We start from the raw sequence: 26653 nt of genomic DNA, 5'->3' as shown, positions 1-26653 counted from the left end.
TGCAGCGAACGGTACGGGGCGCCGACAATATCTACGAGGAACGGATTTCGGTTCCAGTCTGTGGTGTGTGGGGTGGGCCCATTTGGTCGACGAGTGGCCATCGACGGGGAAGTGTTGCGTGCGGCCGCTACTACGGCTCCGCGTCATCAGGAGCGGTGAGCGTGGTGGTGGGGGTCGGTGTGGGTCTCGTCGTCCGCGTCGGCAGCTCTGGTGGTGGCGGCAGCGTCCAGGTGGTGGTCGGCTCCGACGAGGGTGTCACCGGGAGCACCTCGAACGTCGTTTGCACCACCATCGACGGGATCGGCAGGCACCGCAGCCCGGCCACCTGGAAACCGCGACTGCCGCGGTTCGGCACCGCGGCGCGGAAGTCGGCGACGCTGCCGACCTGACGGGTCTCGCCCAGGACACGATCGCCGAACTCCACCGCCCACGGTCCGCCGCAGGTCGAGAGATTCGTCGCGTAGTACCGGATGCGGTCGCCCGGCTGACCGCGCGGCGGAGTGAGGGTGAGGACCGGCCCGGCGGGATCGAGCATGCGCGCCGCGTCCCTGCCGGGTTCGCTCGACGCACCGCCGCCGGTGTGGACTGCAAGCAGGAGAACAACGAACCCGAGCAATATCGTCGTCGTCAACCAGGGTGTCTGTCGCAACGGTCTCACCTCGCACCTCAATTATGCGGCTTCGCGGCCTCGGTGCACCGAGTCATTCCGCGGGCGGTGGGTGATCTCGTCAGATCCCCAACCGCGGGTTGATGGGGAGCTGACAGGCGCCGACTGTGGCGGACGCGCTGACGCCTGCGGTCGCGGCGACCCTGTCGCTGTGTTCCCGAGCATCGGGAGCGCGTGCAGGGGTTCATGTTCGGGGTACAGCTGGACGAGAAGACCCAGCTGCAGCCCACGTTCAACGGCTTACGTCGCCCTCGGTTCCGGAAGGCCAGGTCAGGACGTCCCGCATATCCGATCGACTCCACAACTCGACTGAACGGTGGCCTGCGAATAACGGTCGGAACCTCCCTGGGTTGCGACAGTCTCCGCCTAGAATCCCATTGAGCAGCGACTCCCGCTCGACCCTCCGCACGAAGGGATCGACCCCATGAGCATGTCGACTCGTATCCGGCTGCGTCGAACGGCCACCGCGCTCAGCATCGTTCTCGTCTTCGCCACCATCTCGTGCGGATCGGAGGATCGCAGCAGCGAACAGCAATCGACGGAGCACGGTCCTGACGTCGTGCACACGGACGATCCCGATACCGGCAAGATCGTCGATATTGTTCGCGGCAAGCTGGCGGAGCTCGATCTCAGCGGCGCCGTATTCGGCGTATGGCGCGGTGACGAGGAGATCGTCGCCGGAGCTGTGGGTGAGTCTCCTCTCGGCGTACCCGCGACGCGTGACATGCAAGTGCGAGTCGGCCAGCCGATGGAGCCGATGCTGTCGACAGTACTGTTGCAGCTCAACGAAGCAGGAACGCTGAGCCTGGACGAGCCGATCGACAAGTGGGTGCCCGACTTTCCGCGCGCCGACAAGATCACCCCGCGGATGCTCGCCAACAGCACTACTGGCATTTCGGACTACGTGACCAACCCGGAATTCCTGAAAATCTTCTACGCAAATCCGATCAAGGGCTTTACGTCTCAGGAAATCTTCGACTTGGCCAATTCCCGCCCGCCGCTGTTCGAGCCGGGGACCAGCTTTGCCTACGCGCACAGCGATCTGTGTCTGCTCGGGGTGGTACTCGAGAAGGCGACGGGAAAGCCTCTGGGCGACCTGCTGAAGGAGCGGATTTTCACGCCGCTCGGGATGGATGAGAGCGATGTGATGCTGACACCCCAGATGGCTGAACCGACCCTGCACGGCTATACGAACGAACGGGGCGTCTTCGAGGACTCCACGTTCTGGAGTCCCACGGCGTTCCTCAACAGCGGCAACATGAACTCCACCGTGGCCGAAGTCGCTCGTTGGGTTCGTGCGCTCGGCACCGGTGAGCTGCTGTCCGACGCGGCGTTCACGGAGATGATGGCGGACAAGACCGCCGGGCTGGGCCCGCTGACGGCGGACAAGTACTTCGCATTCGGAACCGTTCACTTGAGCAGTTGGCTGCTCATGAACCCGGCCTTCGGGGGCTACAACGGCGTCGCTCTCTACGAAAAGGAGACAAAGACCACGATCGTCGTATACGTCACTCTCGGACCGACGGCCAACGCAAACAACAACAATGCTGTGCCGATCGGCAACGAGATCGGTGCCGTTCTCCTCCCCGACAACCCGCCGAAGGTGCCCTGACCGACCCGGTACCTGCTTGGTCGGCCGGACCGACCCGACGAGCCGTCTCGCGGTGGTGAAAACAGTCGAGAACCCCTGTCGCCGAGACGGTTCGAGTCGGTCGTCGGGAAGATTCGCATCCCTCAGGACTGTCGACGCAGGGTGCACTGCGCAGCAGGGCACGGTCGGGTTTCTGTTATTCGGTGGACCACCTGTGCCACAACCGCACCCTCCATCTGATCGACGCCTCTGACAAACGAGGCTTGACCCTGACACAGTGACAAGGACTCGAATGGTCGACGAAGGAGGTGGTTGTCGTGAACACAACCAGCCACGGTGGGTCGAATGCTCACCTCGTCGACGCTCTGGCCGCAGCCGACCCGTCGGTTCGGCTGCGGGCGGCGCTCTCTGCAGGCACGCGTTCTGATCCGCGTCTCACGGACAGTCTCGTCGATCGGTGCGCCGTGGAACCGGACTTCTTCGTCCGCGACATGCTGACCTGGGCATTGTGCCGCCTGCCGACCGGGATCACGGTGCCGAGACTCGTCCGAGAGCTCGGTTCCGACACCGCGCAGGCCCGCAGTCAGTCGCTGCACACCCTGTCCAAGATCGGGGATCGGCTCGCCTGGCCCGCCGTGTCGGCACTGCTGCACGACGAGCACGACGACGTCGCGCGCAGCGCGTGGCGGGCGGCCGTGGCACTCGTGCCGCCCGGCGACGAGGCTGCGCTCGCGGCCGATCTGGCGACGGAACTCGGACGGGGCGACCAGCACATGCAGCTCAGTCTGAGCCGTGCGCTGGTGGCACTCGGGGACGTTGTCGTACCGGTCCTCGACGCAGCCGGGACGAGTTCAGATCCGCGGGTTCGTGCGCATGCGGAGGCGACGACGCAGCTCTGTCACGACCCCGACAGCGGGTTCACCCTCGCGGTCGAGACGGCGAAGCGTGTCGCGGTCGTCGGTCCGGACACATAGAAGGAGGAGATGGGATGTTGATCGGTGAGGTCTCTCGGCGTTGTGGTGTCAGTGCACGGATGTTGCGCCACTACGACAGGTTGGGACTGGTGAAGCCCACAGGCCGCACGTCCGGCGGCTACCGAGAGTACTCCGCCGACGACATCCGACGGCTCTTCCACGTCGAGAGCCTGAGAACATTGGGACTGTCGTTGAACGAGGCCAAGCGGGCACTGGACGAGCCTGATTTCGCACCGGCAGATCTGGTGGGAGACCTCATCCGACATACGCGCCAGCGGATCGCCGCCGAGGAGGAACTGCTCGGCAAGCTCGAACGCGTCGACGCCGCCTCGCCGGCGGAGTGGGAGGACGTCCTGCGCATCGTCGGTCTGTTGCGCGCGCTCGAATCGGAGTCCGCGGCACGTCGTCAACAAGCGATCCTGTCTCAGAGCGAGAATTCGTCGCTGCCCGTCGAAGCATTGGTCGAGGCCATCCTGTCGGAGGACGACCCCAATGTGGCCGGAGCGCTGCAGTGGTCGCTGGCGCGGGTCGCCGGCCGGGGACTCGCGGATCTGGCCAACGGTCTCGACGCCGAGGAGGTCGACGTCCGGCGTCGCGCCACTGCCGCGATAGCGGAAATCCAGACCCCGGAGGCAACGGTTCAGCTGAGACGAACTCTCGACGATTCGGACGCCACGGTCCGCGGTAACGCAGCACTCGCGCTCGGTTCTCGCGGAAGCGTCGACTCCATCCCCGCCCTGATCGAGATGGTCGTCGAGGGGCGCCGCGACGTCGAGGCTGCCGAAGTGCTGGGCCTGTTGACGACGGTGTCACCCTCGGCCGACGACATCGTCGAGGTCATGCAGGACAAGCTCGACAACGCCGATGATTCGCCCACGCGGTTGCGGATCACGCAGGCGCTTGCCGAGATTCCCGGCACGGCAGCACAGAGGGCACTGGACAGGCTGACCCACGACGGCGACCGGACGATCGCGTCCACTGCGGCAGCGATCGTGAACACGCAGGACCGCGGACGGAGACAGATCGGTGACGGTCGGTGACCCAGGACGTCTTTTCGACGGCCGGAGGGTGTCGTGGTATAGGCTGTGTGCATCGGTACGCAGATGTGCACCGCACGGCCATCGCCCAGGGTGGACACGTCGCCTTCTCTGATCCGTCGCCGACACCACGCCCGATGACGAGCTGAACGTGTGTCTGTGTTCGTCCGGCCCGGTCCAGGTTCACGCCGACCGCGCCCACGGCATCACGCGGACCGCGGAACATTTCGAACACTGATTTCCCCGGTCGACATCACGTCTGCCGGCTGCACCCATCACACCTGAAACAAAGGAACCGAATGACCATCGATCACGACAAGTCCGAACTTCCACTTTTCTCCGCGCAGCGAACGCTGACCCACAGCACCCCAGAGCCCGTCCACGAGGCGCCGCGCACCGGTGATTCACCCATTCCGACATCCGCCGAGATCCACCGGTCACTCTTCAGTGACGAATGAGCGAACGCTGCACCATACCGACCAGGTCGCACCCGGCGTCTCTGACGTCTGAGCTTCCGGATCGGCAGTGCTGCGCCGCTCACCGGTGAGGCCGACTTCGTCGCCGCCAGTGCAGAGTTCGTTCACGAGCGGTGCCGGCTACGGCACGAGATCACCCCTTCTGTGAGCCCGGGCCCGGCACAATGATCATCTGGGCGAGACAGTCGCCGAACTGCGGCCTCGTCGACGTCTCAGAGATCCAGTGATTTCGAGACGACACTCTTCATGACCTCACTCGTGCCACCGAAAATTCGGGACACGCGTGCATCGGTGTACAGCCGGGATATCGGATACTCGCGCATGTAGCCGTAACCACCGTGCAATTGCAGGCACCGGTCGATCACCCGGGACTGCATCTCCGTGCAGAATAGTTTCGCTTTCGCCGCATCGGCCGCGGTGAGGGTGCCCGCGTCGAGAGCGGTGATGGCGCGGTCTACGAGCGCCTGGCCGGCTTCGAGTTCGGTGGCGCAGTCGGCGAGCACGAATTTGGTGTTCTGGAAGTCCGCGACTCGTTGTCCGAACACCTTGCGCTCCTTGACGTAGTCGATCGCCATCTGCAGGGCGGCCATGGCCGTCGCCTGCGCGGTCACCGCGATCGTCAGTCTTTCCTGGGGCAGGTTCGCGGTCAGCATGGTGAAGGCCTCTCCCTCGGTTCCGAGCAGGTTTGCCGCGGGCACGCGGACGTCGTCGAACAGCAGCTCGGCGGTGTCCTGTGCCTTGAGACCCATCTTGTCGAGGTTGCGTCCGCGACTGAATCCGGGCATTCCGGATTCGACGACGAGCAGTGACAGCCCCTGACGACGGTTACCTCCGCCGTCGGAGGTGCGGGCCACCACCACGACGAGGTCGGCGTTGATACCGCCGGTGATAAAGGTCTTCGCGCCGTTGAGGATGTAGGAGTCGCCGTCGCGCACCGCGGTGGTAGTGATGCCCGCCAGGTCGGAACCGGTGCCGGGTTCGGTCATCGCGATCGAGCTGACCAGTGATCCGTCGGCGAACCCGGGGAGCCACCGTGCCTTCTGATTCTCGTCCGCGAATTCCAGGAAGTACGGCAGCACCGTGCACAGGTGCACCTGGAGGCCGCCCAACGTCGCTGCGGCGTAGCCGTTTTCCTCGAGCACGATCGCATTGAACCGGAAGCTGTCGACGCCGCCGCCGCCGAACTCCTCGGGGATCTGCAGGCCGTTGATGCCGATCTCAGCGGATTTTCTGAACAGTTCCCGTGGCACGAGCCCGGCCGCTTCCCACTCGGGGATGTGCGGCACGATCTCCTTGCCGACGAACTGCCGCACGGTCTGCCGGAACGCTTCGTGGTCCTCGGTGTAGATGTCTCTGATCATGGTCTCTCCTGAATCGGGTACGGGTAGGGGAGGAGTCGACATATTGCCGGTCCTCGTTGTCGAGATGGCAAGCGCTAGGGGAGGTGAATCACGCGCTGCGCCTGCAGATCCGCGATATCCTCCGGCGAGTAGCCGAGCCGGCCGAGGATTTCCGCCGTGTGCTGACCGAGGGTCGGCGCACCCGCACGGCTCGAACTGGGGACGCTACCCAGGTTCCACGGTGCCCCCAGCGTGGTGTGCTGTGTGCCGTCGGTACCGTCGACCTCGATGAAGAGACCGGTGGCCTCCACGTCGGGGTTCTTGCGCACCTCGTCGTAGCTGCTGATGCGCCCGGCGACAATCCCGTTCGGGGTGAGCAGGTCCATCGCCTGGTCGGTGCTCTGATCCGCGAAGGCGGCACGCAGCTCGATGAGTAGTGCTGATCGGTTCCGGACCCGCGCCGCGTTGGATTCGAACCGCTCGTCCCGTGCCAGGTCGGGGCGTGCGATCAGTTCGCACAGCTTCGCGAAGTGCGGTGCCGAATAGGCGGACAGCACGATCGCGCCGTCCAGTGTGGGCATGATGTCGGCTGCTGGGGCCACGGTCGGTTGCCCGTTACCACTGCGCACCGGTGGTTTGCCGGTCAGCAGGTATTCACCCCAGTTGGGTCCCTGCAGGTGCACTGCCACCTCGAGCAGGGAGACCTCCACCTCGTCCCCGGTTCCGAAGCGAAGCCTGCGGACGTAAGCGCCGAGGATCGCCTGCGCAAACACTTGGGCTGCGGCAGCGTCGACGACCGGGAAGCCGACTCGCTGCGGTTCGCCGTCGGCTTCACCGGTGACCCACATGATTCCGCTCTCGGCCTGGGCGGCGATGTCGAGGCCGGCTCGTTGCTTCGATGGCCCGTGTAGCCCGAATCCGCTCACCGTCGCATAGATCACCTGGGGGTGCGCCGCGCGGACGGCGGCAGCACCGAGCCCGAAACGCTCCATCACGCCCGGTCGTAAATTCTGCACGACGATGTCGGCATCGGCGATGAGCCGGTGTGCGAGCTGCTGTCCGCGCGGAGTCGCGAGGTCGACGGCGACGGCGCGCTTTCCGCGATTGTAGGTCCGCAGAATTGCCTCGCCGTAGAGTCCGATTGTCCGGGCCGCCTCACCGGTCACCGGCTCGACCTTGATGACATCTGCGCCCAGGTCGACCAGGATCTGCGTCGCAGCCGGAGCCGCGATGAACTGCCCGAAGTCGACTACCCGCACACCGTCGAGTGGCTGGTTCACTTCGACACCTCTACTCGTGCAGATATTTTGACCGCATCTCGATCTGGCCGGACCAAGAACGTGGCGGCCAGGCCGCCGAAGACCATGAGCAGTCCGGTGATCGCGAACCCCTGACCGTAACCGCTCGCCTTGTCCGCCGCGTCGCCGACGAAGTGGCCGAGCAGGAGCGGCGCGATGACACCGGCCATGCTGTAGAACGCGACGAGGCAGCCGAGGATGGTGCCACGCTGCTTGGGGTGCACCAGGTCGCCGACGGCGACGAAGGCCACCGCGTACGCGGCGGTGTTCAACGAGAATGCAAGCGTAATGAGGACCATCTGCAACGGCCCGGTACCGATCGTGGTGAACAGGAACATCGAGACTCCAGCGGCGACGACCAGACCACCGGTCAGATATCCCCTGGTGATCCGCCGTGAGACGCCGCGCGCGGTCAACGCGTTCGACAGAAGGCCCGCGCTGATCGAGGCTACGGCCGCGACCGCGTACGGAAGCGTGATCAACCGTCCGGCGGTGATCGTGTCGTAGCCCAGACCATCGGACAGGAACAGCGGCAGCCAGGAAATCTTCAGGGTGGTGGACCAGTACGAGAAGAAGGTCAGCAGTGCGATGCCGACGATGGTTCCGGTGGTGAGCAGGACTCGGTACGGCGCCTCCGCCGGAAGGTCGGCCGCTGCAGTGGTCTCCGGATTCCGGGTAGTGACCGATTCCGGGGCGTCCTTGCCGAGGAGGAGCCAAGCGATCGACCACACGAGGCCCGCCGCGATGAGCACTCCGAAGGCGGCGTGCCAGGACCACGTGACGATCACCCAGGTCAGGGTGGGTGCTGCGATGAGCGGTCCGATGGATGCCCCGGCGGCCACGACGCCGGCGGGCAGGGCGCGCCTCTCCGGCGGGAACCACGAGTGCACGACATGGGTTGCCAGCGCGAAGGCGGGACCTTCCGCGAATCCGAGCATGATGCGGCAGGCGAGCAGGACAATGAGGCTGACAGGACCGAGCAGCGGCAACATCGTAACGATCCAGACGAGCATGACCGCAGACAGTAGCCAGCGCACGTTGATCTTCGAAGTCAGTGCACCGATCACGATGGCGCCGACGGCGAAGAGCCAGAAGAATGCGCTCTGCACCATCCCGAACTGTTGGGGCGTGAGTCCCAGATCCTTCATGATGTGGACGCCCGCGAAACCGAGAACCGCCTTGTCGGCGAAATTCAGCAGCATGAAGACCAGTAGCAGAAGCGTTATCGTCCAAGCAGCCGGCGTGGAGGGCGTTGTAGCAACTGATCGTCGTCGACGAGAAGTATTGAGCGTCAAGGGGTGAACTCCGTTCATGGCATGCGGGAGGTGCGTCACTGTCCCGTGAAGGCGGGTCGGCGCTTCTGCAGGAAGGCCGCTGCGGCCTCCTTGGCGTCGTCGGTGTGGAAACACCGGACCATGCGATCGACTTCGGTGACGAGGTAGTCGGCGAGCGGCGCTGTCTGCGCATTGATCAGGTTCTGCTTCATCGCCCGCACGGCAATCGGCGCGCAGCGCGTCAGCCGATCGGCGAGTGCGTGCGCTGCCTTGTCGAGCCCGTCGGCCGGCACGATCTCACTCACGAGACCGAGTTCCGCGGCCCGGTCCGCGCCGAACTTGTCCGGTGCCAGGAACAGCTCTCGCGCTCGCGCACCGCCGAGGGCGCGGGTGAGGAACCAGATCCCGGCGAGGTCGCCGGACAAGCCGGCAGTCAGGAATGCGGTGTTGAATACGGCACTGTCCGCTGCGATCCGGAAGTCTGCGGCCGCTGCCAGCGACAGACCGGCACCGGCGCAGGCGCCGTTGATGGCGGCGATGGTCGGTTGCGGCATCAGATACAGCTGCTGCGCCACCTGGCTTGCCAGCCGAAGCCGGGCGGTGTCGCTTTCGATCGAGTCACCGCGCAGAGATCGCTTCTGTGGGTCGGCTGCGAGGTCGGCGCCGACACAGAAAGCCGAACCGGCGCCGGTGAGCACGATGACACGGACCTCCGCCGCCCCTTCGAGGGATCGAAATGTGTCTCCCAGTTCCTCGAACATCTGATATGAAAGTGCGTTTCGCCGTGCAGGATTGGTGAGCGTCACGGTCGCGACACCGTCGCTGATCGAACAATTGACATGAGCTGACATCGAACGCCTCCTGGAGTGCCGGTCATCGCGGGATCGTCCTCGAGATGACGTGCATCACATCTAACGTTCGCTAATCGGCAGCGTCAAAGATGCAGATCTGCCCATATCGACTGCAATTGCCTATCTGTTGGTTCAGGACGAAGAAGCTCTTCGGCTCTGCAGTGGCGACGCCTTGCGAAACTCGGCCAGGGTGCGACGCTCCATCGCCGCAACAGTGAGGGCGGCGGCCTCGATCCGCGAATGCCCTGCGTGCATACGGCGATCGATGGCCCTCGCCCACGAATCCACCAGTTCCGTGGACTCCTCCAGGAAGGCCGAGGCTGCTTCGGTGAGCCGGCCGCGCCGATGGACGATTCCGACGTCCCGGCGCAGGGGAGGGTCGAGTTCCTTCACGACGGCTCCCCGTTGCTGTGCCTCGACGGCGATCCGATGCGGCATGATCGCCGCTCCAGCTCCCGCCAGCACCATCGGGAGCACGGCTCCCCGCTGCGGTACCTCGACGACGATGTTGGCCTCGACTCCACTTCTGCGCAGCATCTCCTCGATGTAGTCGCGACTGGCGGTATGACGGTCACCGATGACGAGTGGGATGCCATTCAGCATCTCGAGCGGGGCGGGGTCGGGCAGGTCGTCCTCCGTTCCGGGTGGGCACACCAGTGCAAAATGCTGGCTGACCAGGGGATGACTCGCGAGCTCGTCCCGGGGCAGCGGAAGCATCGTCATGCCGAGCTCGCACGCACCGGTCTTGACGAGTTCCGCGACTCCCGCAACGTCATCGCGCTCTTCGACGCGCAGCCGAACGTCGGGATGGTTGACCCTGAAGCGGGCGACCCACACCGACAGAGGATCCGTCGACATGTCCGAGAGCGCGGCTATGTCGATCCGTCCGCGCTTGACCTCGCGGACCTCGCGGACCGCCGCGCGTGCGACATCCATTTCTCGCAACACTTGCCGTGCCGGCCCGACCAGCGCCTCACCGGCTGGAGCCAAAACCAGGCCCCGGCCGACGCGGTGAAACAGCTCGGTCTTCAGCTCCTGTTCGAGCTTGCGGACGGACTGGGACAACGACGGCTGGGCGACGTGCAAGGCCTCGGCCGCTCTGTTGATGCCGCCGTTGTCCACGACTGCAAGAAAATACTCCATCTGCCGCACGTCCATGCTGGAAACGTAACCCACAGGGCCCGTGGCGGCAGTGCCCCAGTCTGCCGGCGTTGTGCCCTCGGTCCCGGCCCGCCGGACGCACCTGACCAGAACCTATAGGCAAAACCGTATGGTCCGACCGCGAATTGCCAGTTGATGCTGCGCCGCGACTCGGCTGTGCTGTGGGTACCGCTTCAGGGTCTCCATTGCATATGCCATCGGGGCCATCCACTGCCTGAGCGCTCACACTTCCGGAGGATATTCATGGTGACGATCGAAACCAGTCCGGGCGACACCGGGCACCGGCCGCCGCGTCGTGCGAGCCGGCGTGCGTGGGGCATTGTCGTCCTGCTGTTCCTGTTCTTCACGCTGAACTTTGCCGACAAGGCCGCGATCGGACTGGCGAGCCACCAGATCCGTGACGACCTCGGAATCACCGCAGGTCAGTATGGGCTGCTCAGCAGTGCCTTCTTCTGGCTGTTCGCCATCGGTGCGGTCACCCTCACCGCGGTACTCCGCAAGATCTCGTACACCTGGGGTGCCGGACTGCTGATGGTGACCTGGATTGTCAGCATGCTGCCCCTGACCGCTCCGACGTCGTTCGGTGTGCTCCTCGTGTGCCGAATTGCGTTGGGCTTCTTCGAAGGTCCCGCGCACGCGCTATGTCAGTCGATCGTCGCCGACCGTTTTGCGCCCGACAGGAGGGCGACGGCCGGCGCCCTCGTCAACGCCGGCTCCTCGGTGGGCCCACTGGTGGCCGCCCCTGTCCTGACATGGGTGATCCTGACCTGGTCCTGGCACGCCGCATTCGCGGTCCTCGTTGCCCTGGGTGTGCTGTGGGTGATCGGGTGGTTCTGGTACACGGAGAAGTTGCCGTTCAAGCGGACGGAGGCTGCGGTCGAGGGCGTCGCGAAGATCGAAGACCCCAACGGCAAGATCGTGGTTCCCTTCCGGCGCCTGCTGACGTTGCAGAGTTTCTGGGGTCTCGTCCTCCTCTCGTTCGCCGGCTATCTCATCTCCTCGCTCAAGGTGGCGTGGCTGCCTGCCTACATGAACGAAGGGCTCGGATACTCGGCGAGCACCGTCGGCACGCTGGTGACATTGCCGTACGTCGTCGCGGTTGCGGTCCTGCTCTCGGCGGGCCTGCTGTCCGGGCGGCTGCTCCGCAAGGGTTACAGCGCACGGGTCGCACGCGGCTACCTCACCGGCGCGTACCTGCTGGTCGGAGGCATCTCGATGGTGATCTTCACTCAGCTCGCGCCGGGACCGTTGCAGTTGGTGTTCGTGATTGCCGCGTTTGCGGTCAACAGCGTCGCGTTCTCCGTCGCCTTCGCGGGTGCGTCCGACTTCCTGCCGGCGCGGCAGCGGGTGGCGTTCTTCGGCTGCATCATCGCCGCCTACAGCGTCGCGGGCATCGTCGCCCCATACGCCCTCGGACTGATCGTCGAGCATGCGCCCAGCGCGGCACAGGGCTACTCGACCGGTTTCATGTTCGTCGGCATCACGGTGTGCGTGCTCGGCGTCGTCGGTGGCGTGATGCTCAACCCGGAGCGGGCCAAGGCCAGGCTCGAGGATCTGACGGCCGAACACGCGGCGCGAGAGACACGGTGAGCGCCATGAGTGGACCTCTGACCGGCATCCGGGTACTCGACCTCGGCCAGTACATCGCCGGACCCAGCGCCTGCCAGACCCTCGCGGATCTCGGCGCGGACGTCCTGAAAGTCGAGAGCTTGCGCGGCGATCAGGCGCGGGTCATCGGCACGTTCGGCGAAGCGATGGTGCAGGCCTACAACAGGGACAAACGCAGCATCGCCCTCGATCTGAGCCGAGAAGAAGCCCGGGTGATTCTCCACCGGTTGCTGGCCGAAGCCGATGTGCTGGTTCAGAATTTCCGCAACGGCTCCGCCGAACGTCTGGGAATCGGAGCGGACGAGTTGAGCCGCCGTTACCCCCGACTCGTGCACGGGAGCGTGACCGGATTCGGGGTCAACGGGCCCTCGAGCGCCCGTCCGGGACTCGACATCGCAGCGCAGGCGGAGTTCGGGCTGATGCACGTCACTGGGGAAGCGGACGGGGAGCCGCAACGGCTGGGGCTGCCCGCCGCAGACGTCACCGCGGCCAATGCACTCGCCACCGGCATCCTCGCCGCGCTGTACCAACGAACGTCTACCGGTCGAGGCGCGCACGTTCAGACCTCGCTGATGGAGGCGGCACTCGCGATGCAGGCGGCGAACTGGGGGGAGTACACGATCACGGGGCAGGCGCCGCGGCGCAAAGGAAATGGTCAGGCGCACGCCGCACCGGCTGCGGATGTCGTCACCCTGACGGACGGAAAGATCGTGCTCTCGGCCTACACGGACGAAAAGTGGTCTGCGCTCTGTCATCTCATCGACCGCGCGGACATGATCGACGATCCGCGGTTCGCCGACAACCCGGCGCGCGTCGCGCACCGGCACGAACTCTTGACGACTCTCTCCGAGGCGTTCGGCACGATGACGCGCGATCAGGCCGTGGAGCGGTTGCTGTCCGCCCAGATCGTATGCGGCGCAATCCGATCCTTCGACGACCTGGCCGAGGACAAGGATGTCGTGGCTTCCGGCGTCCTCGTCGACGTCGCCGGCGCTGACGGCGCGTCGTTCACCAGTCCCGGGCTGGCTTTCACACTCGATGGCCGTCGCCGCACCGCATCGGTCGCCGCGCCGACCACCGGGCAGCACACGGCGGCCGTCCTGCACGAACTCGGCTACACGGACGAAGACGTGGCCGGACTGCTCGACAGCTGCGTCGTTGGCATTTCCGCACTCAACTGACACCTACTTCGAAAGGTTCCGCACATGATCGACCCAGAGATCCTGGACTACGACTTTCCCACCTACCGGAAGGCAATTGCCGACTTCACCCGAAACGAACTCATCCCCGCCGAGAACGAGATGGTCGAGGCGGGTGAGGTTCCCGCCCGAATCCTGGAGCGGATGGCGGCACTCGGCCTGTTCGGCATCTCCATCCCCCGTGCGTACGGTGGCCTCGAATGGTCGATGGAGCAGCAGGTCCAGCTCACCTTCGAATTCACCCGTGCGTCGTGCGTCTACCGGTCACGCTTCTCGACCGTGATCGGACTGTGTTCGCAGGCGATCCTCGACCACGGCACCGAGGAACAGCGCCGGCGGATGCTTCCGGCCATGGCCGCAGGCGAGTTGGTCACGGCATTCGCTCTCACCGAGGAAGCGGCGGGCTCGGATGCAGCCCACCTGCGCACCACCGCCGTGCGTCGAGGCGACGTGTACGTGCTCGACGGAAGCAAGCGGTACATCACGAACGCCGCCTGGGCGGACGCGTTCGTCGTCTTCGCACGGACCGACGAATCCGACGAGGGCGCCGGCGGGGTCTCAGCCCTCATCGTGGACGCCTCCTCGCCCGGCGTGCGGACGGTCCTGCCCACGATCATGAACGGGCACGCCGAGGCGCCGGTCGGTGAGATCTACTTCGACAGTGTCGAGGTGCCCGCGGCGAATCTTCTCGGGGGTCTCGAGGGCTCGGGGCTGACAATGGCACTGCGCGGCATCAACCATGCCCGCTTGCACGTCGCCGCGACCTGTGTCGGCCAGGCCACTCGAATGTTGGAAGAGACGACGTCGCATGTCAACGGCCGCCGACAGTTCGGTGCTCCGCTGGCGGATCTCGGCGCGGTTCAGGCGACACTCGGAGCCGGCTTCGCCGAACTCGAGGCCGGGCGTGCACTGACAGTGGAGAGTGCGCGAGCGTTCGACGCGGGCGACATCCCACGCCACCGCATCGCCGCCGCCAAGCTGTACAGCTCCGAGATGGCGAGCCGGGTCGCCGACCGTTGCGTTCAGCTACTGGGCGGTGAGGGCATCGTCGGGGCGCACCCTGTGCCGCGGATGTGGCGTGATGTTCGTGCGCTGCGCATCTACGAGGGATCCTCCCCGGTCCATGAACGAAACCTGGCCAAGGCGATGATCCGACAGGTCGCGACGGACGGCGCGCTACCCAACTCGTATCGAGTGTGAGCGATGCCGCCCACTGTTCCGTTGAAGGGATGATGGAATGATGGATCTCCGACAGCTCGAGTACTTCCTTGCCATCGTCGAGCACGGGGGAGTCAACCGCGCGGCCCAGCACCTCCACGTCGCACAGGCGACCCTGTCACAGGGAATACGCCAGCTCGAACGCGAACTGAAGTTGACCTTGTTCCACCGGACCGGACGTAATCTCGTCCTCAATCCGGCGGGTCAACTGCTGGTCGAGCCCGCACGCAGAGTGCTCGGTGACGTAGTCGCTGCGGAAGACATCATGCGGGGAGCCCGTGAACTGCAGGTCGGGTCCATCACGATCGGAACGATGCCGGAGATGTCCAGTGAGGCGGTCGCCGCGTGGAGTGCGTCGTTCACACGTCTGTACCCCGACATCCGAATCGACCTGTCGGAGTTTCCCGCCGCCCGAGAGCTGTGTGACGAGGTGCTGGCCGGGCATTGTGAGCTCGGATTCACCACGTTCCCGATTCCGACGGACAATCTCGAACGGGTGGAACTGGGGGTCCAGCGGTTGTTGCTGGTGAGGCCACCGGGCACCTCGTCGGAGACGGGCGGGCCCTTCGAGTTGGCTCGGCTTCATGACGTTCCGCTGGCGGTGAGCAATTCGGCCCGCCGGGAGAATGACATTGTCACGTCGATACTGCGACGGGAATCGGTGATCCCCGTGGTCAGAGCTCAGGTGCCGAACCGGCACGCGCAGATGACTCTCGTCCTCAATGGCGCCGCCAGTGCCTTTCTCCCGCTGCGGATGGCGACTGCCGCGCACCGACTCGGTGCCGTCGTGGTCGAAACGAGCCCTGAGATCCGTACCCCGTTCGGAATCGTGCATCGCCCCGGTTCCCTGAACCCGGCGGCACGCAGCTTTGTGGTTCAGTGTCACGCGGACCTGGCGCGGCGCAACGCGCGGATCGCCGAACTTCAAGGAGCAGGAGCGACCCTGCTCGACGCGGCCTTGACGGCGGACGACGAACTCGATTCGAGAAGACACAACACGTCGAAAGGGCCTGTCGACTGATGCCGAATTGGACACCGTTCCGCTCCGGGGAGGACCCCGATCCGCGCTTCACGCTCGCGAACGAACGCACGTATCTGGCCTGGGTGCGAACAGCCACGGCGCTCGTTGCATCCGGTCTCGGATTGGAGGCATTCGGTGGCGATCTGCTTGCTCCGGCGATCCGTGTGGCGATGGCTGCATTGCTCCTTGTTGCCGGTGGCGTGATTGCCATCGCCGCGTTCGTGCACTGGATCAGCGCTGAGCGAGCATTGCGTGCGGGCCGTACCCTGCCGGTGCCGGTGATGGCCCCGGTTGTCGGTGTGGTGCTCGTCATCTGCGCAACCGTGTTGGTCGTCGGAGTGGTGAACTCCTGAATGGGTGCGCCCGAGCCGACCGACACCGGGCTCCAACCCGAACGAACGTCGCTGTCCTTCGTGCGTACCAGTGTGTCGATACTCGGGTTGGTAGTGGCCTGTCTGCGTTGGCTTCCGCCCGGCAACGCCACAGCGCTGGTCGGCCCGGCGATCGTGGGCACTCTCGTTGCAGGAGTCACGGTTCACGAGCACCGCTCACGCACCCTCCGAATGACGCGATTTGCGGCAGAGTCCGCAACGCCGGCAATCGGCGCCGGCGCCCTCCTGGCTGTGAGCGTCGTACTGCTGAGTCTCAGCGGCCTGTGGATCCTGGTGTACTGAAGCCGGACTCGGGCTCCCGGATACATCCGAAATGTCGTGTTACGCGTGAGAGAGTCTCTGCCGCAATGGTTTACTCGTCGACCCGTGTCGCTACTTCGTTCAAGGGTGCCCGCTCTGTGCGGTAGTTGCTGGCCGGGTGGTCGGTGTCGGCGTAGCCGAACGAGATACCGGGCGCCGCTCACGGTACACGCCGCGGTACTCGGCTGGGGCGTCGAAGTCGAACTTGGGCTGGTTGTTTCGCGCCCCGCTCGTCATCGCCTCGCGGAACCGTTCGGTGCCTTCCCCGCTGGTCACGATGGCCTGCCACGGCTGCGTATTGCACCACGATGCCGACCGTTGCGCGATGGTGAGTAGTCGATCGATCGTCTCCTCGGGAACCGGACGGTCCTGGTAGGCGCGGCAACTCCACCGGGTTGCCAGAAGGTGCTCCAGGACAGCGGCCTCGTCCGTCTCGACGGTGGGGATATCGGCTGGCGCTCTCATGCTCGCATCAGCAGGGCGCGCCGGTTGCCTGCCAGGAACGACGCAGACACCGATCCGCTCCGCGCGTGTGTCCGCCGTGCGGTTACCGAAGCGCTGCAAGCACAGTGGTCATGGTGACCGCGACGAGGAGCAGCACGTAACTGACTGCGTGGACACGGTCGGGAAGGCGGGGTGGACGCCGCCTCAGCGTGACGATCACCGGGAGTGCGCCGAGGAGCAGTGCCAGGGCCGCGCCCACGTCGACGGAGCCGACCAGGGCGGCCCCGGCCGGGGATCCGGGACCGCTGTCGGCGAGAAAGGTCAGGGCCGCCGGCGCGCTGATGGCGAGGGTCATCGGGTTGGCGAGGGCGGTAGCGACACCCATCCCCAGTCCGGCGCGGCGCAGGAGAGGCACTGTCATGACACTGCCGCCGACGCCGAGGAAAGCTGCGCTCGCGCCGATCGGTAGCCCGAGCGAGGTCGGTATGGCGAACTCTTGCCGAGAGTCGATTGTGCGGCGCGCCGTCGGACGGAAGAATCCCGGGCGCAGAATGACATCAATGATCGTCCCGACAAGATAGGTGACGAACCCCCACTGGATGATTGCACCGGGGACGAGCCGGGCGAGTAGCGCGCCCGCGATGCCTCCGAGTCCGAGAAGCGCCAGGAGGCAACGCGAGTCACGCAGGTGGCGCAGAATGGTCCGGGATGTCGCGGAGGTGGCGACCGCAGCATTGACCACCATCACCGCCGCCGAGGTTGCGACCGCGACCTGAGCGGCAGAGTCACCGAGCCCTGCTTCTGCCCAGAGGACGACCGGTACGGTCACGAATCCACCCCCGAAACCGAACAGGACCGTGGTCAACCCGGTGAGGAGGCCGATGAGAACGAGCACGAACATATTCACTCGGACCAGTTCACCGTATCGGTGAGGTGGCGACAATCGAATGTCGGACGATTTCGTTCGATAGTCAGCCGGTAGATTGGAGTCGTGAGGAATGTCCCGCTCAGCGAGGTCGACGGTGTCGATCGGGACGTGCTGCCGATCGCGACCGACTATCCGGCCGGCTTCGTGCTGGACTGGCACGAACACCGTCGTGCGCAGTTCCTGTACGGCGCTACCGGAACAATGGTTGTCGAGACCGGCAGCGGCACCTGGACGGTTCCTACCGCGCAGGGCGTCATGATTCCGCCGGCCACACGGCATCGGGTGCGGATGATCGGTGTGAGTACGAGCAGTCTCTACATCGAACCGGGTGCGGTGCCGTGGTGGCCCACGGAGTGCGTGGTGGTCGAGGTGTCATCGCTGCTCCGCGAAATGCTGCTCGTCGCCGCCGACCTACCCGCCGAGTACGACCGCGACGGTCGCGAGGGTGCCATCGCGGCACTGCTCCTGTTCGAGCTGGCAACTCTCAGGTCGCTGCCCCTGCACCTGACTCTGCCCGCGTCGGCGGACCTGGTCGCGTTGTGTCGTGCCTATCTCGGCAAGCCGGAGGTCGGCGTGACGAATGCCGAGTGGGCAGGCCGAGTGGCGATGAGCGAACGTGCCTTCACCCGGCGATTCCTACGCGAGGTCGGGATCAGTCCGGCGGCCTGGCGCCTGCGGGCCCGGTTGCTGGCGGCCATCCCGCTGCTGCGCTCGCAGCCAGTGACTCGGGTCGCCTCGACCCTCGGTTACGCATCTCCCGCAGCGTTCTCCTTCGCCTTCAGCCGTGAGTTCGGAATGCCGCCGTCCGCGATCGGCCGCCGCGAGGACACGAATCGGTGAATTGCCGGGCAGGTGGGTCCGAGTTCGCCACTGTTCAGGCGATTCCGGCGGGTTCGGCACGTCGGACGGCGTGCCCACCGAACTGGTTGCGCAGCGCCGATACGGCTTTCATGGCGGGCGAATCGTGTTGTCGGGAGGCGAACCGCGCGAACAGTGCGGCGGAGATCACCGGCGCGGGGACCGCGTGTGCGATGGCTTCTTCTACGGTCCAGCGGCCTTCACCGGAATCCTCTGTGAAGCCGGACAGGGACGACAAGCCGGGATCCTCGGACAAGGCCTGCACCAGAAGATCGAGCAACCAGGACCGCACGACTGTGCCCTTCGACCAGGCACGCAGGACGGCGGGCACGTCCGCGATCGAGTCCTCGGCGGCGAGCAGTTCGTACCCCTCGGCGTAGGCCTGCATCAGCCCGTACTCGATGCCGTTGTGCACCATCTTCGCGTAGTGGCCGGCGCCGACCGGGCCGGCGTGGACGAACGAGTCCTCACGGTCACCGTCCGGTCGCAGCGCGTCGAAGACCGGCATCAACCGGTCGATGTCGGCGGCGTCGCCGCCGGCCATCAGCGCGTAACCATTCTGTCGTCCCCATATCCCACCGGAGACGCCGCAGTCGACGTAGCGGATGCCCAGTCCGGCGAGGACGTCCGCGTTGATCGTGTCGTCGGTGAACCGGGAGTTGCCACCGTCGACGACGAGGTCGCCGGGTGCGAGCAGGCGGGAGAGCTGCCCGATGACCTCACGGGTCGGCGCACCCGCAGGCACCATCACCCACACCGACCGCGGCGCCGGAAGCGACTCGACCAACGATTCGAGGCTGTCCACGTCGCGGGCAGCGGTGTGCGGGTCGTATCCGATCGCCTCGAGTCCGCGTTCGCGCAGCCGCTCGCGCATGTTCAGGCCCATGCGGCCCAGACCGACCAATCCCAGCTTCATCGTCACCGTTCCACCTTCGATTTCCAATATCGTGCCGAGTTCTATGTCTACGGGGGTTTCGGGGCCGTCTCACCTGACCGGAAGGGGAGCTGTCACTGGCCGCTCGGCCGAGTGCATTGCATCGCCGCGCCGTCGACACTGGTATCCGACGCATTGTCCGAGTGCGCGTGTGGTGGAGCGAAAGACGGAGTGCAACAGAAGTGACCGTGTCTGAAGTGCAGGAGAGGGACCCGCTGACAGCCGGCTCGGGCGGCCGAGTCGGTGAGGCGTCGATCGGCAACACCGGGCTCGTCGCCGAACCGGCGTCGATGGTGATCTTCGGGATCACCGGTGATCTCGCCCGCAAGAAGTTGGTCCCGGCAATCTACGACCTCGCGCACGGTAGTCAGCTGCCACCGGACTTCGATCTCGTCGGATTCGCCCGCGACAGCACAGACGTCGAAACCCGGCTGCGCGAGGCGGTGATTGCGCACGCGCGCACACCATTCGACCCTGCGGTGTGGGCGGCGCTCACCGAGCGTATCCACTTCGTGCAGGGATCGTTCGACGACACCGCGGCGTTCGCCGGACTCGCCGCCCGGCTGGGCGAGCTCGACGTCCGTCGCGGTAAGCCCGGCAATTACGTGTTCTACCTGTCAGTTCCGCCGTCCTCTTTTGCGTCGGTGTGTGACCAGCTCGCGATCTGCGGGCTGAATCGGAGTGCGCACGGTTGGCGCCGGGTGGTGGTGGAGAAGCCGTTCGGGCACGATCTCGCCAGTTCGCAGGCCCTCGGTGTCGCGCTGGAAAGAGTGTTTCCGCCGTCGTCGATCTACCGCATCGACCACTATCTGGGGAAGGAGACGGTGCAGAACATCCTCGCGCTGCGGTTCGCGAACGGGATGTTCGAGCCGTTGTGGAACAACCGGCACATCGACCACGTGCAGATCACGATGGCCGAGAGTGTCGGAGTGTCGGGCCGTGCCGGGTACTACGACGGCGTGGGTGCCGCTCGTGATGTCATCCAGAATCACCTGCTGCAACTGTTGGCGTTGATCGCGATGGAAGAACCGGTCGCATTCGACGCCGACAGCATCGCCGCCGAGAAGATCAAGGTCCTCTCCGCCACCGAGCTCCTCGGACCGCTCGCCGAGACATCGGCCCGTGGCCAATATGGTGCGGGCGTGGAGAACGGTGTTCCCGTACCGGGTTTGGCTGACGAGGCAGGATTCCCCGCCGACTCGGCAACGGAGACCTTCGCGGCCCTGACGGTCGGCATCGCGACCCGCCGGTGGGCCGGCGTGCCGTTCTTCATCCGCACCGGCAAACGCCTGGCACGGCGGACCGCCGAGATCGCGGTGACGCTCATACCCCCGGCCCACGGTTCACCGGCTGCCCGGGCGGCGGCGGTCTCGAACGTGCTGGTGTTCCGGGTCCAGCCGGACGACGGAATCGAATTACACATCGGTGCCAAACGCCCCGGTGGCGGTATGCATATTCAGCCGGTCAGCCTGGGGATGGACTTCCGGTCGGTGTTCGACCCGGCGCCGGAGGCCTACGAGCGGCTGATCTGTGACGTGTTGCGCGGCGACGCCACACTCTTCCCTCGCCGTGAGGAGGTCGAATGCTCCTGGCGTGTCATCGATCCTCTCCTCGAGCACTGGGCAGGCTTCGGTCGCCCGGACAACTATCCGTCCGGCTCTGCCGGCCCCGAGTCGGCGGAACGGATCCTCAGCCGGACCGGCCGGGAGTGGCGGTCGCTCTGACCCGTCCGGGCCGGTGAGACCCGTCCACCGGCCCGGTCACCTCTCCTGCTCGGCGCTTCGGTCTGCGGAGGAGGGAACACGGAGATCATTGACATAAAATAGTGACACAGACCATACTCCCGGGGCGCTGTTCGGTCAGGTGTGCGCATGCCGAACGGTGGGAGTGGGAGGAGTGCCTCTGGGTCGTGATCGTCGGGCGACCTTGCTGACCACGGAAAGGCGATCGGAAGAAATGACCGCGTCGTACAGCTCTCGGGGCAGTGGCCGGCCATCCGTGCCGATCCTCTTGCACAGCGGAGACGTCGAGGAGGCGACCGCAGGCGTGGGCCAGGTGTTCCATCCTCACGAACTCACGCGGGTTGCGCCGGTGTCCCGGTTCGAAGCGGATCTGAAAGCGGTAGCGACCGGTCCGTTGGTTGCGGGCCAAATCCGCTACAACAGCAACAGCGACCTCTTCTGCCCCTCGATCGAGGGCTATCACGTGAACATCCCGTTGTCGGGTCGACTCCTGTCGGAGTCGAATGGTGAGCACACCGTTGTCGAAGAGAACAGTGCGGTGGTCTATCAGACCGGTTCCGATGCTCGGATCCTGACTCCGCCGAACAGTCGGCTGAACATGTTTGCGATGAAGCTGGATCGTGTGGCCGTACACACTGCGCTGCAGGATCTGCTGGGTCGGCAGGTCTGCGGGCCGGTCCGGATCCACGGTGGACTCGATCTGACTGGTGTCGATGGAAGTGCTTGGCGCACACTTGTTCTGAACACATACCAGAGCCAGATCATCGGGTCGATGATGGTGAACCCGATGCTGGCCGAGCCGTTGGCATACTCGATCGTCGTGGGGCTGCTGTCTTTGACCGAGCATCAGTATGCGGATGATCTGGCGACTCCTGCGGCGTTGACCGCACCGGCCACGATTCGGCATGCCGTCGAGTTCATCGATGCACACGCGGCGTTGCCGCTGACACCGGCGGATATTGCCCGGGAGGTCGGGTTGAGCGTGCGCGCACTCCAGCGCGGATTCCGCGAGTTCATGGATGCGACTCCGATGGAGTATCTCCGCGGCGTCCGAATGAAAAGGGCGCACGAGGATCTGGTCTGTGGGCGCCATGACGCCGAGACGGTCGCCGGCGTCGCGGCACGGTGGGGGTTCTATCACTATGGGCGATTCTCACGGGATTACCGGCAAATGTACGGGGTCAGTCCTTCGCGGACCTTGCGGTACGGCTGACGAGCCGCACGCGGCTTCTCGTCCGGCGCCACCACAATGATGATGTGGTCCGCGTCGAGAATGGGCGCTGGATGGATGGTGTCGTCCGCTTTCGGGATAGATAGGACTGGTCGGGTGCGTAGATTCGTCGGTAAGGGTAGTGGGAAACCAGCCCGACCAGCACCCGCCGAACGGCGCTGACCGACCGATCACCTCCACGCCTCACCGCAATGGCACGGCATTGCGTGCAGTAGTCAGCGGAGCGGTCCGCACGACGCCTCCGAGGAGCAGCGGACATCGGGGTGTCGGCCCGCGGCGCTCTGCTGGGGTGGTTATCGCATGGGTCGAGCATGCCACCGGCAATGTCTGCTCCGGTGCGCATATCGCTGTCGCTGAGTGGACAGTCCGCGCCGCTGTGGGGATAGATATGGCGCAGGCAACTTCGTAACGTCGTCAGTGAGGCCGAACACAACTGCCATCGGCAGTGACAGCCTCGGTCCCTGAACTGAAAGTCGCTCTGTTAGCAGACTTTCCCGCTTCCCAAGCCATGGAGGCTCGTATGTCCACCGTCGCATCCGATACGACACCAGTTCTGCATCTGATCGTGGATGAGGTCCGCCGCGAATGTGACGACGTGCTCACGCTGAGTTTGATCGATAGCGCTGGAGAGGACCTTCCCGAATGGGAAGCAGGCGCGCACATCGACATTCACCTAGCCGGCGAAATGGTCAGGCAGTATTCGCTGCACAGCGATCCCGGTGATCGATCTCGTTACGAGGTCGCGATTCTGCGCGATCCGAACAGCCGGGGTGGATCGCAATACATCCACGACGAGATCAAGAAGGGCGCAACGCTCACCACATCGCATCCGCGGAACAATTTTCCACTCGAGTCCGCCGAAGAGTACCTGTTCATCGCCGGCGGTATCGGGATCACGCCGATACTTCCGATGATGGGGGCCGCCACGTCACGGCAACGCCCACATCGGCTGATCTACGCCGGCCGGTCCCGCAGGAATATGGCATTCGCCGATCAACTCGGCGATCAGGACAATGTTCAGTTGTGCGTGTCCAGTGAAGGCGCCCGCATGAATGTCGACGATCTCCTCGGAGCGCACCTCGGTCCTGGGGTGCACATCTACAGCTGCGGACCGCAACGCCTCCTCGACGCGGTCACTGCCCGCTGCGCCGAGCTCGGTATGTCGAAACAGCTGCACGTCGAACACTTCTCCGGAACCGCCGTGGAGCTCGACCCCGACGCCGAGATGGCCTTCGAAGTCGAACTCACGAGGTCGGGCAAGACGCTGACCGTCGCGCCCGACCAGACCATCCTCGACGCCGTCCTCGCGTGTGGCATCAAGGCATCGAACAGTTGCGCCGAAGGCGTCTGCGGTTCCTGCGAGACAGCGGTCCTCGAGGGCGAAGTCGACCATCGCGATCAGATCCTCGACGAGGACGAGCAGGCAGAAAACGACGTCATGATGATCTGTTGCTCACGTGCCCGTTCCGGACGGCTCGTCCTCGATCTCTGACGGACACACACGACCCCACACACTCCCTGGTTCGTCGCAGTCGGCGTGCCACCGCACCCGTCCACTCATAGGAGAATCGACATGACTGAAACCACCTCCGCGCCGCATGTTTCGGCAGCGTCGCCGGGCAAGTGCCCGGTGAGCCAGTTCGCGGCGGAGTTCAATCCGTTCGACGAGGAATACCTGCAGGACCCGTACGCCGTGTTCACCCGCGCCCGCAACGAGGAACCGGTCTTCTACAGTCCCGAGATCGGGTACTGGGTGGTGAGCCGATACGAGGATGTCGTCGCCATCTTCAGGGACACCGAGTCGTACAGTGCCACCGCAGCCGGTGAGCTGATCAAACCGCCCTGCCCGGCCGCGATGGAGAAACTCGCAGCCGTCGATTTCGTGCCCTCGACGATGCTCGTCGACGAGGACGCACCGCTGCACACCAAGCGGCGTCGTGTGCTTCGCAAGGGCGTCACTGACGACAGGGTTGCCGAGATCGAGCCGATAACCCGCCGCTTCGTCGGCAACTGCCTCGACGCGATGGTCAAGACCGGCAATGCAGACATGGTCGCGGACATGACGTTCCAGGTACCGGCCCTGACGGCGTTCGTGCTGATGGGAGTACCGGAGGCCGAGGTCGAACGCGCCCGCGGCTACGCGTCCCGCTTCGCGCTGTGGATCTGGGGGCGCCCGACCGATGAGCAGCAGGTGGAGTTGGCGGGCGAGTTCGCCGCCTACCTCCAGTACGCCCGCGAACACGTCGAGCGGTTGATTGCGAATCCCGGTGACGACTACATGAGCAATGCGATCAAGGCATGGCAGAAGGCCGGTAACGACGACGTCTGGGACAAGACGTACCTTGCCTCGATCATGCAGAGTCACCTCTACGCATCCCACGAGACCACGACGAACGCAACCGCGAACGGTTTCAAGGTGTTGCTCGAGAACCGTGATCAGTGGGAGTTGCTCTGCAACGAGCCCTCACTCATCCCGAACGCCGTCGAGGAGATCCTGCGCTACGCGTCCTCGGTGCCGGCCTGGCGGCGAGTGACCACCCGCCCGGTGACGATCGGTGGCTTCGACATCGCCGCCGGTGAACGCATCCTCGTGCTCACCGGATCGGCCAACCACGACGACGCCGTGTTCGACGACGGCGACCGCTTCGACATCACCCGCGAGAACGCCGACGAGCATGTGGCGTTCGGATGGGGCATCCACCTCTGCCTGGGGCAGGCTCTGGCCCGGATGGAGATGCGAGTGATGCTCGAGGAGACCACCAAGCGCGTTCCGCATCTGAATCTGGTGGAGGGTCAGGAGTGGACGTACTCGCCGAACACCTCCTTCCGGGGACCTGAGCGCCTCCTGGTCCAGTGGGATCCCGCTCAGAACCCCGCGCCCGACGATCGACCGTGACCGAGCAGGATATGTCCCTCGGAACGCACTACGACTTCGCCCGCGATTCCGTCCAGCCCTGACCACTGTTCTGAGAAGAGGAACGCAATGCACACCCTGATGGTCCTTTACGGCCGTCCTGACGACCACGACGCCTTCCGCGCGTACTACCGGGACACCCACCTGCCGATTGCCCGCAAGCTCCCGGGCGTCCGCGCGATCCGCCACACGGTAGACATTGCGGCAGCGGAGGGACCTACACCGTTCGCCGCGATCTTCGAGGCGGATTTCGATTCCGCAGAGGAAATGTTTGCGGCTCTCGCGTCCCCTGAGGGTGTGGCCGCTCAGGCTGATGTACCCCATTTCGCCACCGGGGGAGTACAGATCCTTCACTTCGAACCGACCTCCATGTAACCGCTCGGCCACAACCGCTCACGGGGTTCTCCGCCATTTATTGCCGGCGGAGAACCCCTTTCCGTTATCTGCACCAGGACCGGACCATGAGCGAACGACGATAGAAGAATGCGGGCGAAATGGGGTCATGCGAATGGGTGAAGGCCCTGAACTGGTGGTGTTCAGGGCCTTCACCCAGCGATCGCATGCTACTTGGCCAGTGCCTCCTCGAGCGCCTTCGCGGCCGCAGCGGGGTCCTCGGCGCTGTAGATGGCGCCACCGGCGACCGCGACCTCCGCGCCTGCGTCACGGACGGCGGCGATGGTGTCGACCTTCACGCCACCGGCGACGGAGAACGGGACACCGGCGATCTTGCCGTCGTCGAGGAGGGTCTGGATGGAGTACCCGGGCTGGGCCTGCTCGTCGAGTCCGGCGTGGATCTCGACGAACGCGACACCGAGCTTGGAGATCTCGCGGGCGCGCTCGACACGGTTCTCGACGCCGATGAGGTCGGCGACGACCTTCTTGCCGTGCTTCTTGCCTGCCTCGACGGCGCCCTTGATGGTGGCATCGCCGGCGGCGCCGAGGACGGTGACCAGGTCTGCTCCGGCGGAGAAGGCCAGATCTGCCTCGAGGAAGCCGGCGTCGGCGGTCTTGAGGTCGGCGAAGACCTCCTTGTCCGGGTGGGCGGCCTTGATCGCGGTGATGGCGCTGAGGCCGGCGCTCTTGATCAGGGGGGTGCCGAGTTCGATGATGTCGACGTACGGGGCCACCTTGTTGGTCAGGGCCAGCGCGTCGGCGGTGGTGAGCAGATCGACTGCAACCTGCAGCTTCGTCATGT

26 protein-coding genes are annotated in these 26653 nt (G+C 65.2%); 16 read left to right on the top strand and 10 right to left on the bottom strand.

Annotated elements, in window-relative coordinates:
- Positions 1–130 precede the first annotated feature (130 nt).
- Positions 131–631 (bottom strand): hypothetical protein, encoded by a 501-nt coding sequence (locus DTA22_RS02455; RefSeq protein WP_235214318.1) that lies wholly within the window; start codon positions 629–631, stop codon positions 131–133.
- Between the two features lie 460 nt (positions 632–1091).
- Here DTA22_RS02455 and DTA22_RS02450 point away from each other — a divergent pair, with 460 nt between their 5' ends.
- The 4 genes from DTA22_RS02450 to DTA22_RS36170 all read left to right on the top strand — a co-directional run bounded on the left by DTA22_RS02450 (position 1092) and on the right by DTA22_RS36170 (position 4727).
- A complete protein-coding gene (locus DTA22_RS02450) occupies positions 1092–2279 on the top strand; it encodes a serine hydrolase domain-containing protein (RefSeq protein WP_112298392.1) in 1188 nt (395 codons plus the stop codon).
- A gap of 287 nt (positions 2280–2566) precedes the next feature.
- Positions 2567–3232 (top strand): HEAT repeat domain-containing protein, encoded by a 666-nt coding sequence (locus DTA22_RS02445; RefSeq protein WP_081792344.1) that lies wholly within the window; start codon positions 2567–2569, stop codon positions 3230–3232.
- Between the two features lie 14 nt (positions 3233–3246).
- Positions 3247–4272, top strand: coding sequence for a MerR family transcriptional regulator (locus DTA22_RS02440; protein WP_037231768.1), 1026 nt, complete (start codon positions 3247–3249; stop codon positions 4270–4272).
- Positions 4273–4568: 296 nt separating this feature from the next.
- The gene (locus tag DTA22_RS36170; protein WP_167344030.1) at positions 4569–4727 is read left to right on the top strand and encodes a hypothetical protein; all 159 of its coding nucleotides are present in this window, start codon (positions 4569–4571) and stop codon (positions 4725–4727) included.
- Positions 4728–4957: 230 nt separating this feature from the next.
- Here the strand turns inward: DTA22_RS36170 and DTA22_RS02435 are convergent, their stop codons facing one another.
- The 5 genes from DTA22_RS02435 to DTA22_RS02415 form a co-directional block, all read right to left on the bottom strand.
- On the bottom strand, positions 4958–6106 hold the full coding sequence (locus DTA22_RS02435; protein ID WP_037231769.1) for an acyl-CoA dehydrogenase family protein: 1149 nt from the start codon (positions 6104–6106) through the stop codon (positions 4958–4960).
- A 74-nt stretch (positions 6107–6180) separates the two neighbouring features.
- Positions 6181–7365, bottom strand: coding sequence for a CaiB/BaiF CoA transferase family protein (locus DTA22_RS02430; RefSeq protein ID WP_112298391.1), 1185 nt, complete (start codon positions 7363–7365; stop codon positions 6181–6183).
- Positions 7362–8585 (bottom strand): MFS transporter, encoded by a 1224-nt coding sequence (locus DTA22_RS02425; protein ID WP_245973232.1) that lies wholly within the window; start codon positions 8583–8585, stop codon positions 7362–7364. The genes DTA22_RS02430 and DTA22_RS02425 overlap by 4 nt, the downstream gene beginning before the upstream one ends.
- A gap of 128 nt (positions 8586–8713) precedes the next feature.
- The gene (locus DTA22_RS02420; RefSeq protein ID WP_112298390.1) at positions 8714–9508 is read right to left on the bottom strand and encodes an enoyl-CoA hydratase-related protein; all 795 of its coding nucleotides are present in this window, start codon (positions 9506–9508) and stop codon (positions 8714–8716) included.
- Positions 9509–9640: 132 nt separating this feature from the next.
- A complete protein-coding gene (locus DTA22_RS02415) occupies positions 9641–10666 on the bottom strand; it encodes a LysR family transcriptional regulator (protein WP_245973233.1) in 1026 nt (341 codons plus the stop codon).
- A 246-nt stretch (positions 10667–10912) separates the two neighbouring features.
- On the opposite strand from DTA22_RS02415, the gene DTA22_RS02410 reads away from it, so the two are divergent.
- The 6 genes from DTA22_RS02410 to DTA22_RS02385 are packed head-to-tail and all read left to right on the top strand — an operon-like array spanning position 10913 to position 16389.
- The gene (locus tag DTA22_RS02410; RefSeq protein ID WP_112298389.1) at positions 10913–12259 is read left to right on the top strand and encodes an MFS transporter; all 1347 of its coding nucleotides are present in this window, start codon (positions 10913–10915) and stop codon (positions 12257–12259) included.
- Between the two features lie 5 nt (positions 12260–12264).
- Positions 12265–13458, top strand: coding sequence for a CaiB/BaiF CoA transferase family protein (locus DTA22_RS02405; protein WP_245973234.1), 1194 nt, complete (start codon positions 12265–12267; stop codon positions 13456–13458).
- A 24-nt stretch (positions 13459–13482) separates the two neighbouring features.
- Entirely contained in the window at positions 13483–14676 is a 1194-nt protein-coding gene (locus DTA22_RS02400; RefSeq protein WP_112298387.1) for an acyl-CoA dehydrogenase family protein, read from the top strand.
- A gap of 37 nt (positions 14677–14713) precedes the next feature.
- Positions 14714–15715, top strand: coding sequence for a LysR family transcriptional regulator (locus DTA22_RS02395; protein ID WP_245973235.1), 1002 nt, complete (start codon positions 14714–14716; stop codon positions 15713–15715).
- The gene (locus tag DTA22_RS02390; protein WP_037231781.1) at positions 15715–16068 is read left to right on the top strand and encodes a YidH family protein; all 354 of its coding nucleotides are present in this window, start codon (positions 15715–15717) and stop codon (positions 16066–16068) included. Before DTA22_RS02395 ends, DTA22_RS02390 begins: the two co-directional genes overlap by 1 nt.
- A complete protein-coding gene (locus DTA22_RS02385) occupies positions 16069–16389 on the top strand; it encodes a DUF202 domain-containing protein (protein ID WP_037231784.1) in 321 nt (106 codons plus the stop codon).
- Positions 16390–16488: 99 nt separating this feature from the next.
- Here DTA22_RS02385 and DTA22_RS02380 read toward each other — a convergent pair whose 3' ends face one another.
- Together DTA22_RS02380 and DTA22_RS02375 are read right to left on the bottom strand one after the other, a co-directional pair.
- Positions 16489–16872, bottom strand: coding sequence for a nitroreductase family protein (locus DTA22_RS02380; protein ID WP_322789929.1), 384 nt, complete (start codon positions 16870–16872; stop codon positions 16489–16491).
- Between the two features lie 82 nt (positions 16873–16954).
- Positions 16955–17752, bottom strand: a complete 798-nt coding sequence (locus DTA22_RS02375) for a sulfite exporter TauE/SafE family protein (protein WP_112298386.1) — start codon at positions 17750–17752, stop codon at positions 16955–16957.
- Between the two features lie 90 nt (positions 17753–17842).
- Here DTA22_RS02375 and DTA22_RS02370 point away from each other — a divergent pair, with 90 nt between their 5' ends.
- A complete protein-coding gene (locus DTA22_RS02370) occupies positions 17843–18619 on the top strand; it encodes an AraC family transcriptional regulator (RefSeq protein WP_174233731.1) in 777 nt (258 codons plus the stop codon).
- Positions 18620–18653: 34 nt separating this feature from the next.
- Here DTA22_RS02370 and gnd read toward each other — a convergent pair whose 3' ends face one another.
- A complete protein-coding gene (gnd, locus tag DTA22_RS02365) occupies positions 18654–19553 on the bottom strand; it encodes a phosphogluconate dehydrogenase (NAD(+)-dependent, decarboxylating) (protein ID WP_112298851.1) in 900 nt (299 codons plus the stop codon).
- A 200-nt stretch (positions 19554–19753) separates the two neighbouring features.
- Here gnd and zwf point away from each other — a divergent pair, with 200 nt between their 5' ends.
- From zwf to DTA22_RS02340, 5 genes are all read left to right on the top strand, one after another.
- Positions 19754–21295: a glucose-6-phosphate dehydrogenase gene (zwf, locus tag DTA22_RS02360; RefSeq protein WP_245973236.1), complete on the top strand. Its 1542-nt coding sequence runs from the start codon at positions 19754–19756 to the stop codon at positions 21293–21295.
- Positions 21296–21527: 232 nt separating this feature from the next.
- Positions 21528–22526 carry an AraC family transcriptional regulator gene (locus tag DTA22_RS02355; RefSeq protein WP_112298384.1) on the top strand — a complete coding sequence of 333 codons (999 nt, stop codon included), beginning with the start codon at positions 21528–21530 and terminating at the stop codon, positions 22524–22526.
- A gap of 538 nt (positions 22527–23064) precedes the next feature.
- Positions 23065–24036, top strand: a complete 972-nt coding sequence (locus DTA22_RS02350) for a PDR/VanB family oxidoreductase (RefSeq protein ID WP_112298383.1) — start codon at positions 23065–23067, stop codon at positions 24034–24036.
- An 81-nt stretch (positions 24037–24117) separates the two neighbouring features.
- On the top strand, positions 24118–25440 hold the full coding sequence (locus tag DTA22_RS02345; protein ID WP_112298382.1) for a cytochrome P450: 1323 nt from the start codon (positions 24118–24120) through the stop codon (positions 25438–25440).
- Positions 25441–25527: 87 nt separating this feature from the next.
- Positions 25528–25833, top strand: coding sequence for an EthD family reductase (locus DTA22_RS02340; RefSeq protein ID WP_112298381.1), 306 nt, complete (start codon positions 25528–25530; stop codon positions 25831–25833).
- A 188-nt stretch (positions 25834–26021) separates the two neighbouring features.
- Here DTA22_RS02340 and hxlA read toward each other — a convergent pair whose 3' ends face one another.
- Positions 26022–26651, bottom strand: a complete 630-nt coding sequence (hxlA, locus tag DTA22_RS02335) for a 3-hexulose-6-phosphate synthase (RefSeq protein WP_037231807.1) — start codon at positions 26649–26651, stop codon at positions 26022–26024.
- Between the last annotated feature and the right edge of the window lie 2 nt (positions 26652–26653).

Origin of the sequence: Rhodococcus wratislaviensis (genome assembly GCF_900455735.1) — a bacterium.
Lineage (GTDB): Bacteria > Actinomycetota > Actinomycetes > Mycobacteriales > Mycobacteriaceae > Rhodococcus_F > Rhodococcus_F wratislaviensis.
This window is presented reverse-complemented; position numbering and strand designations above follow the sequence as displayed.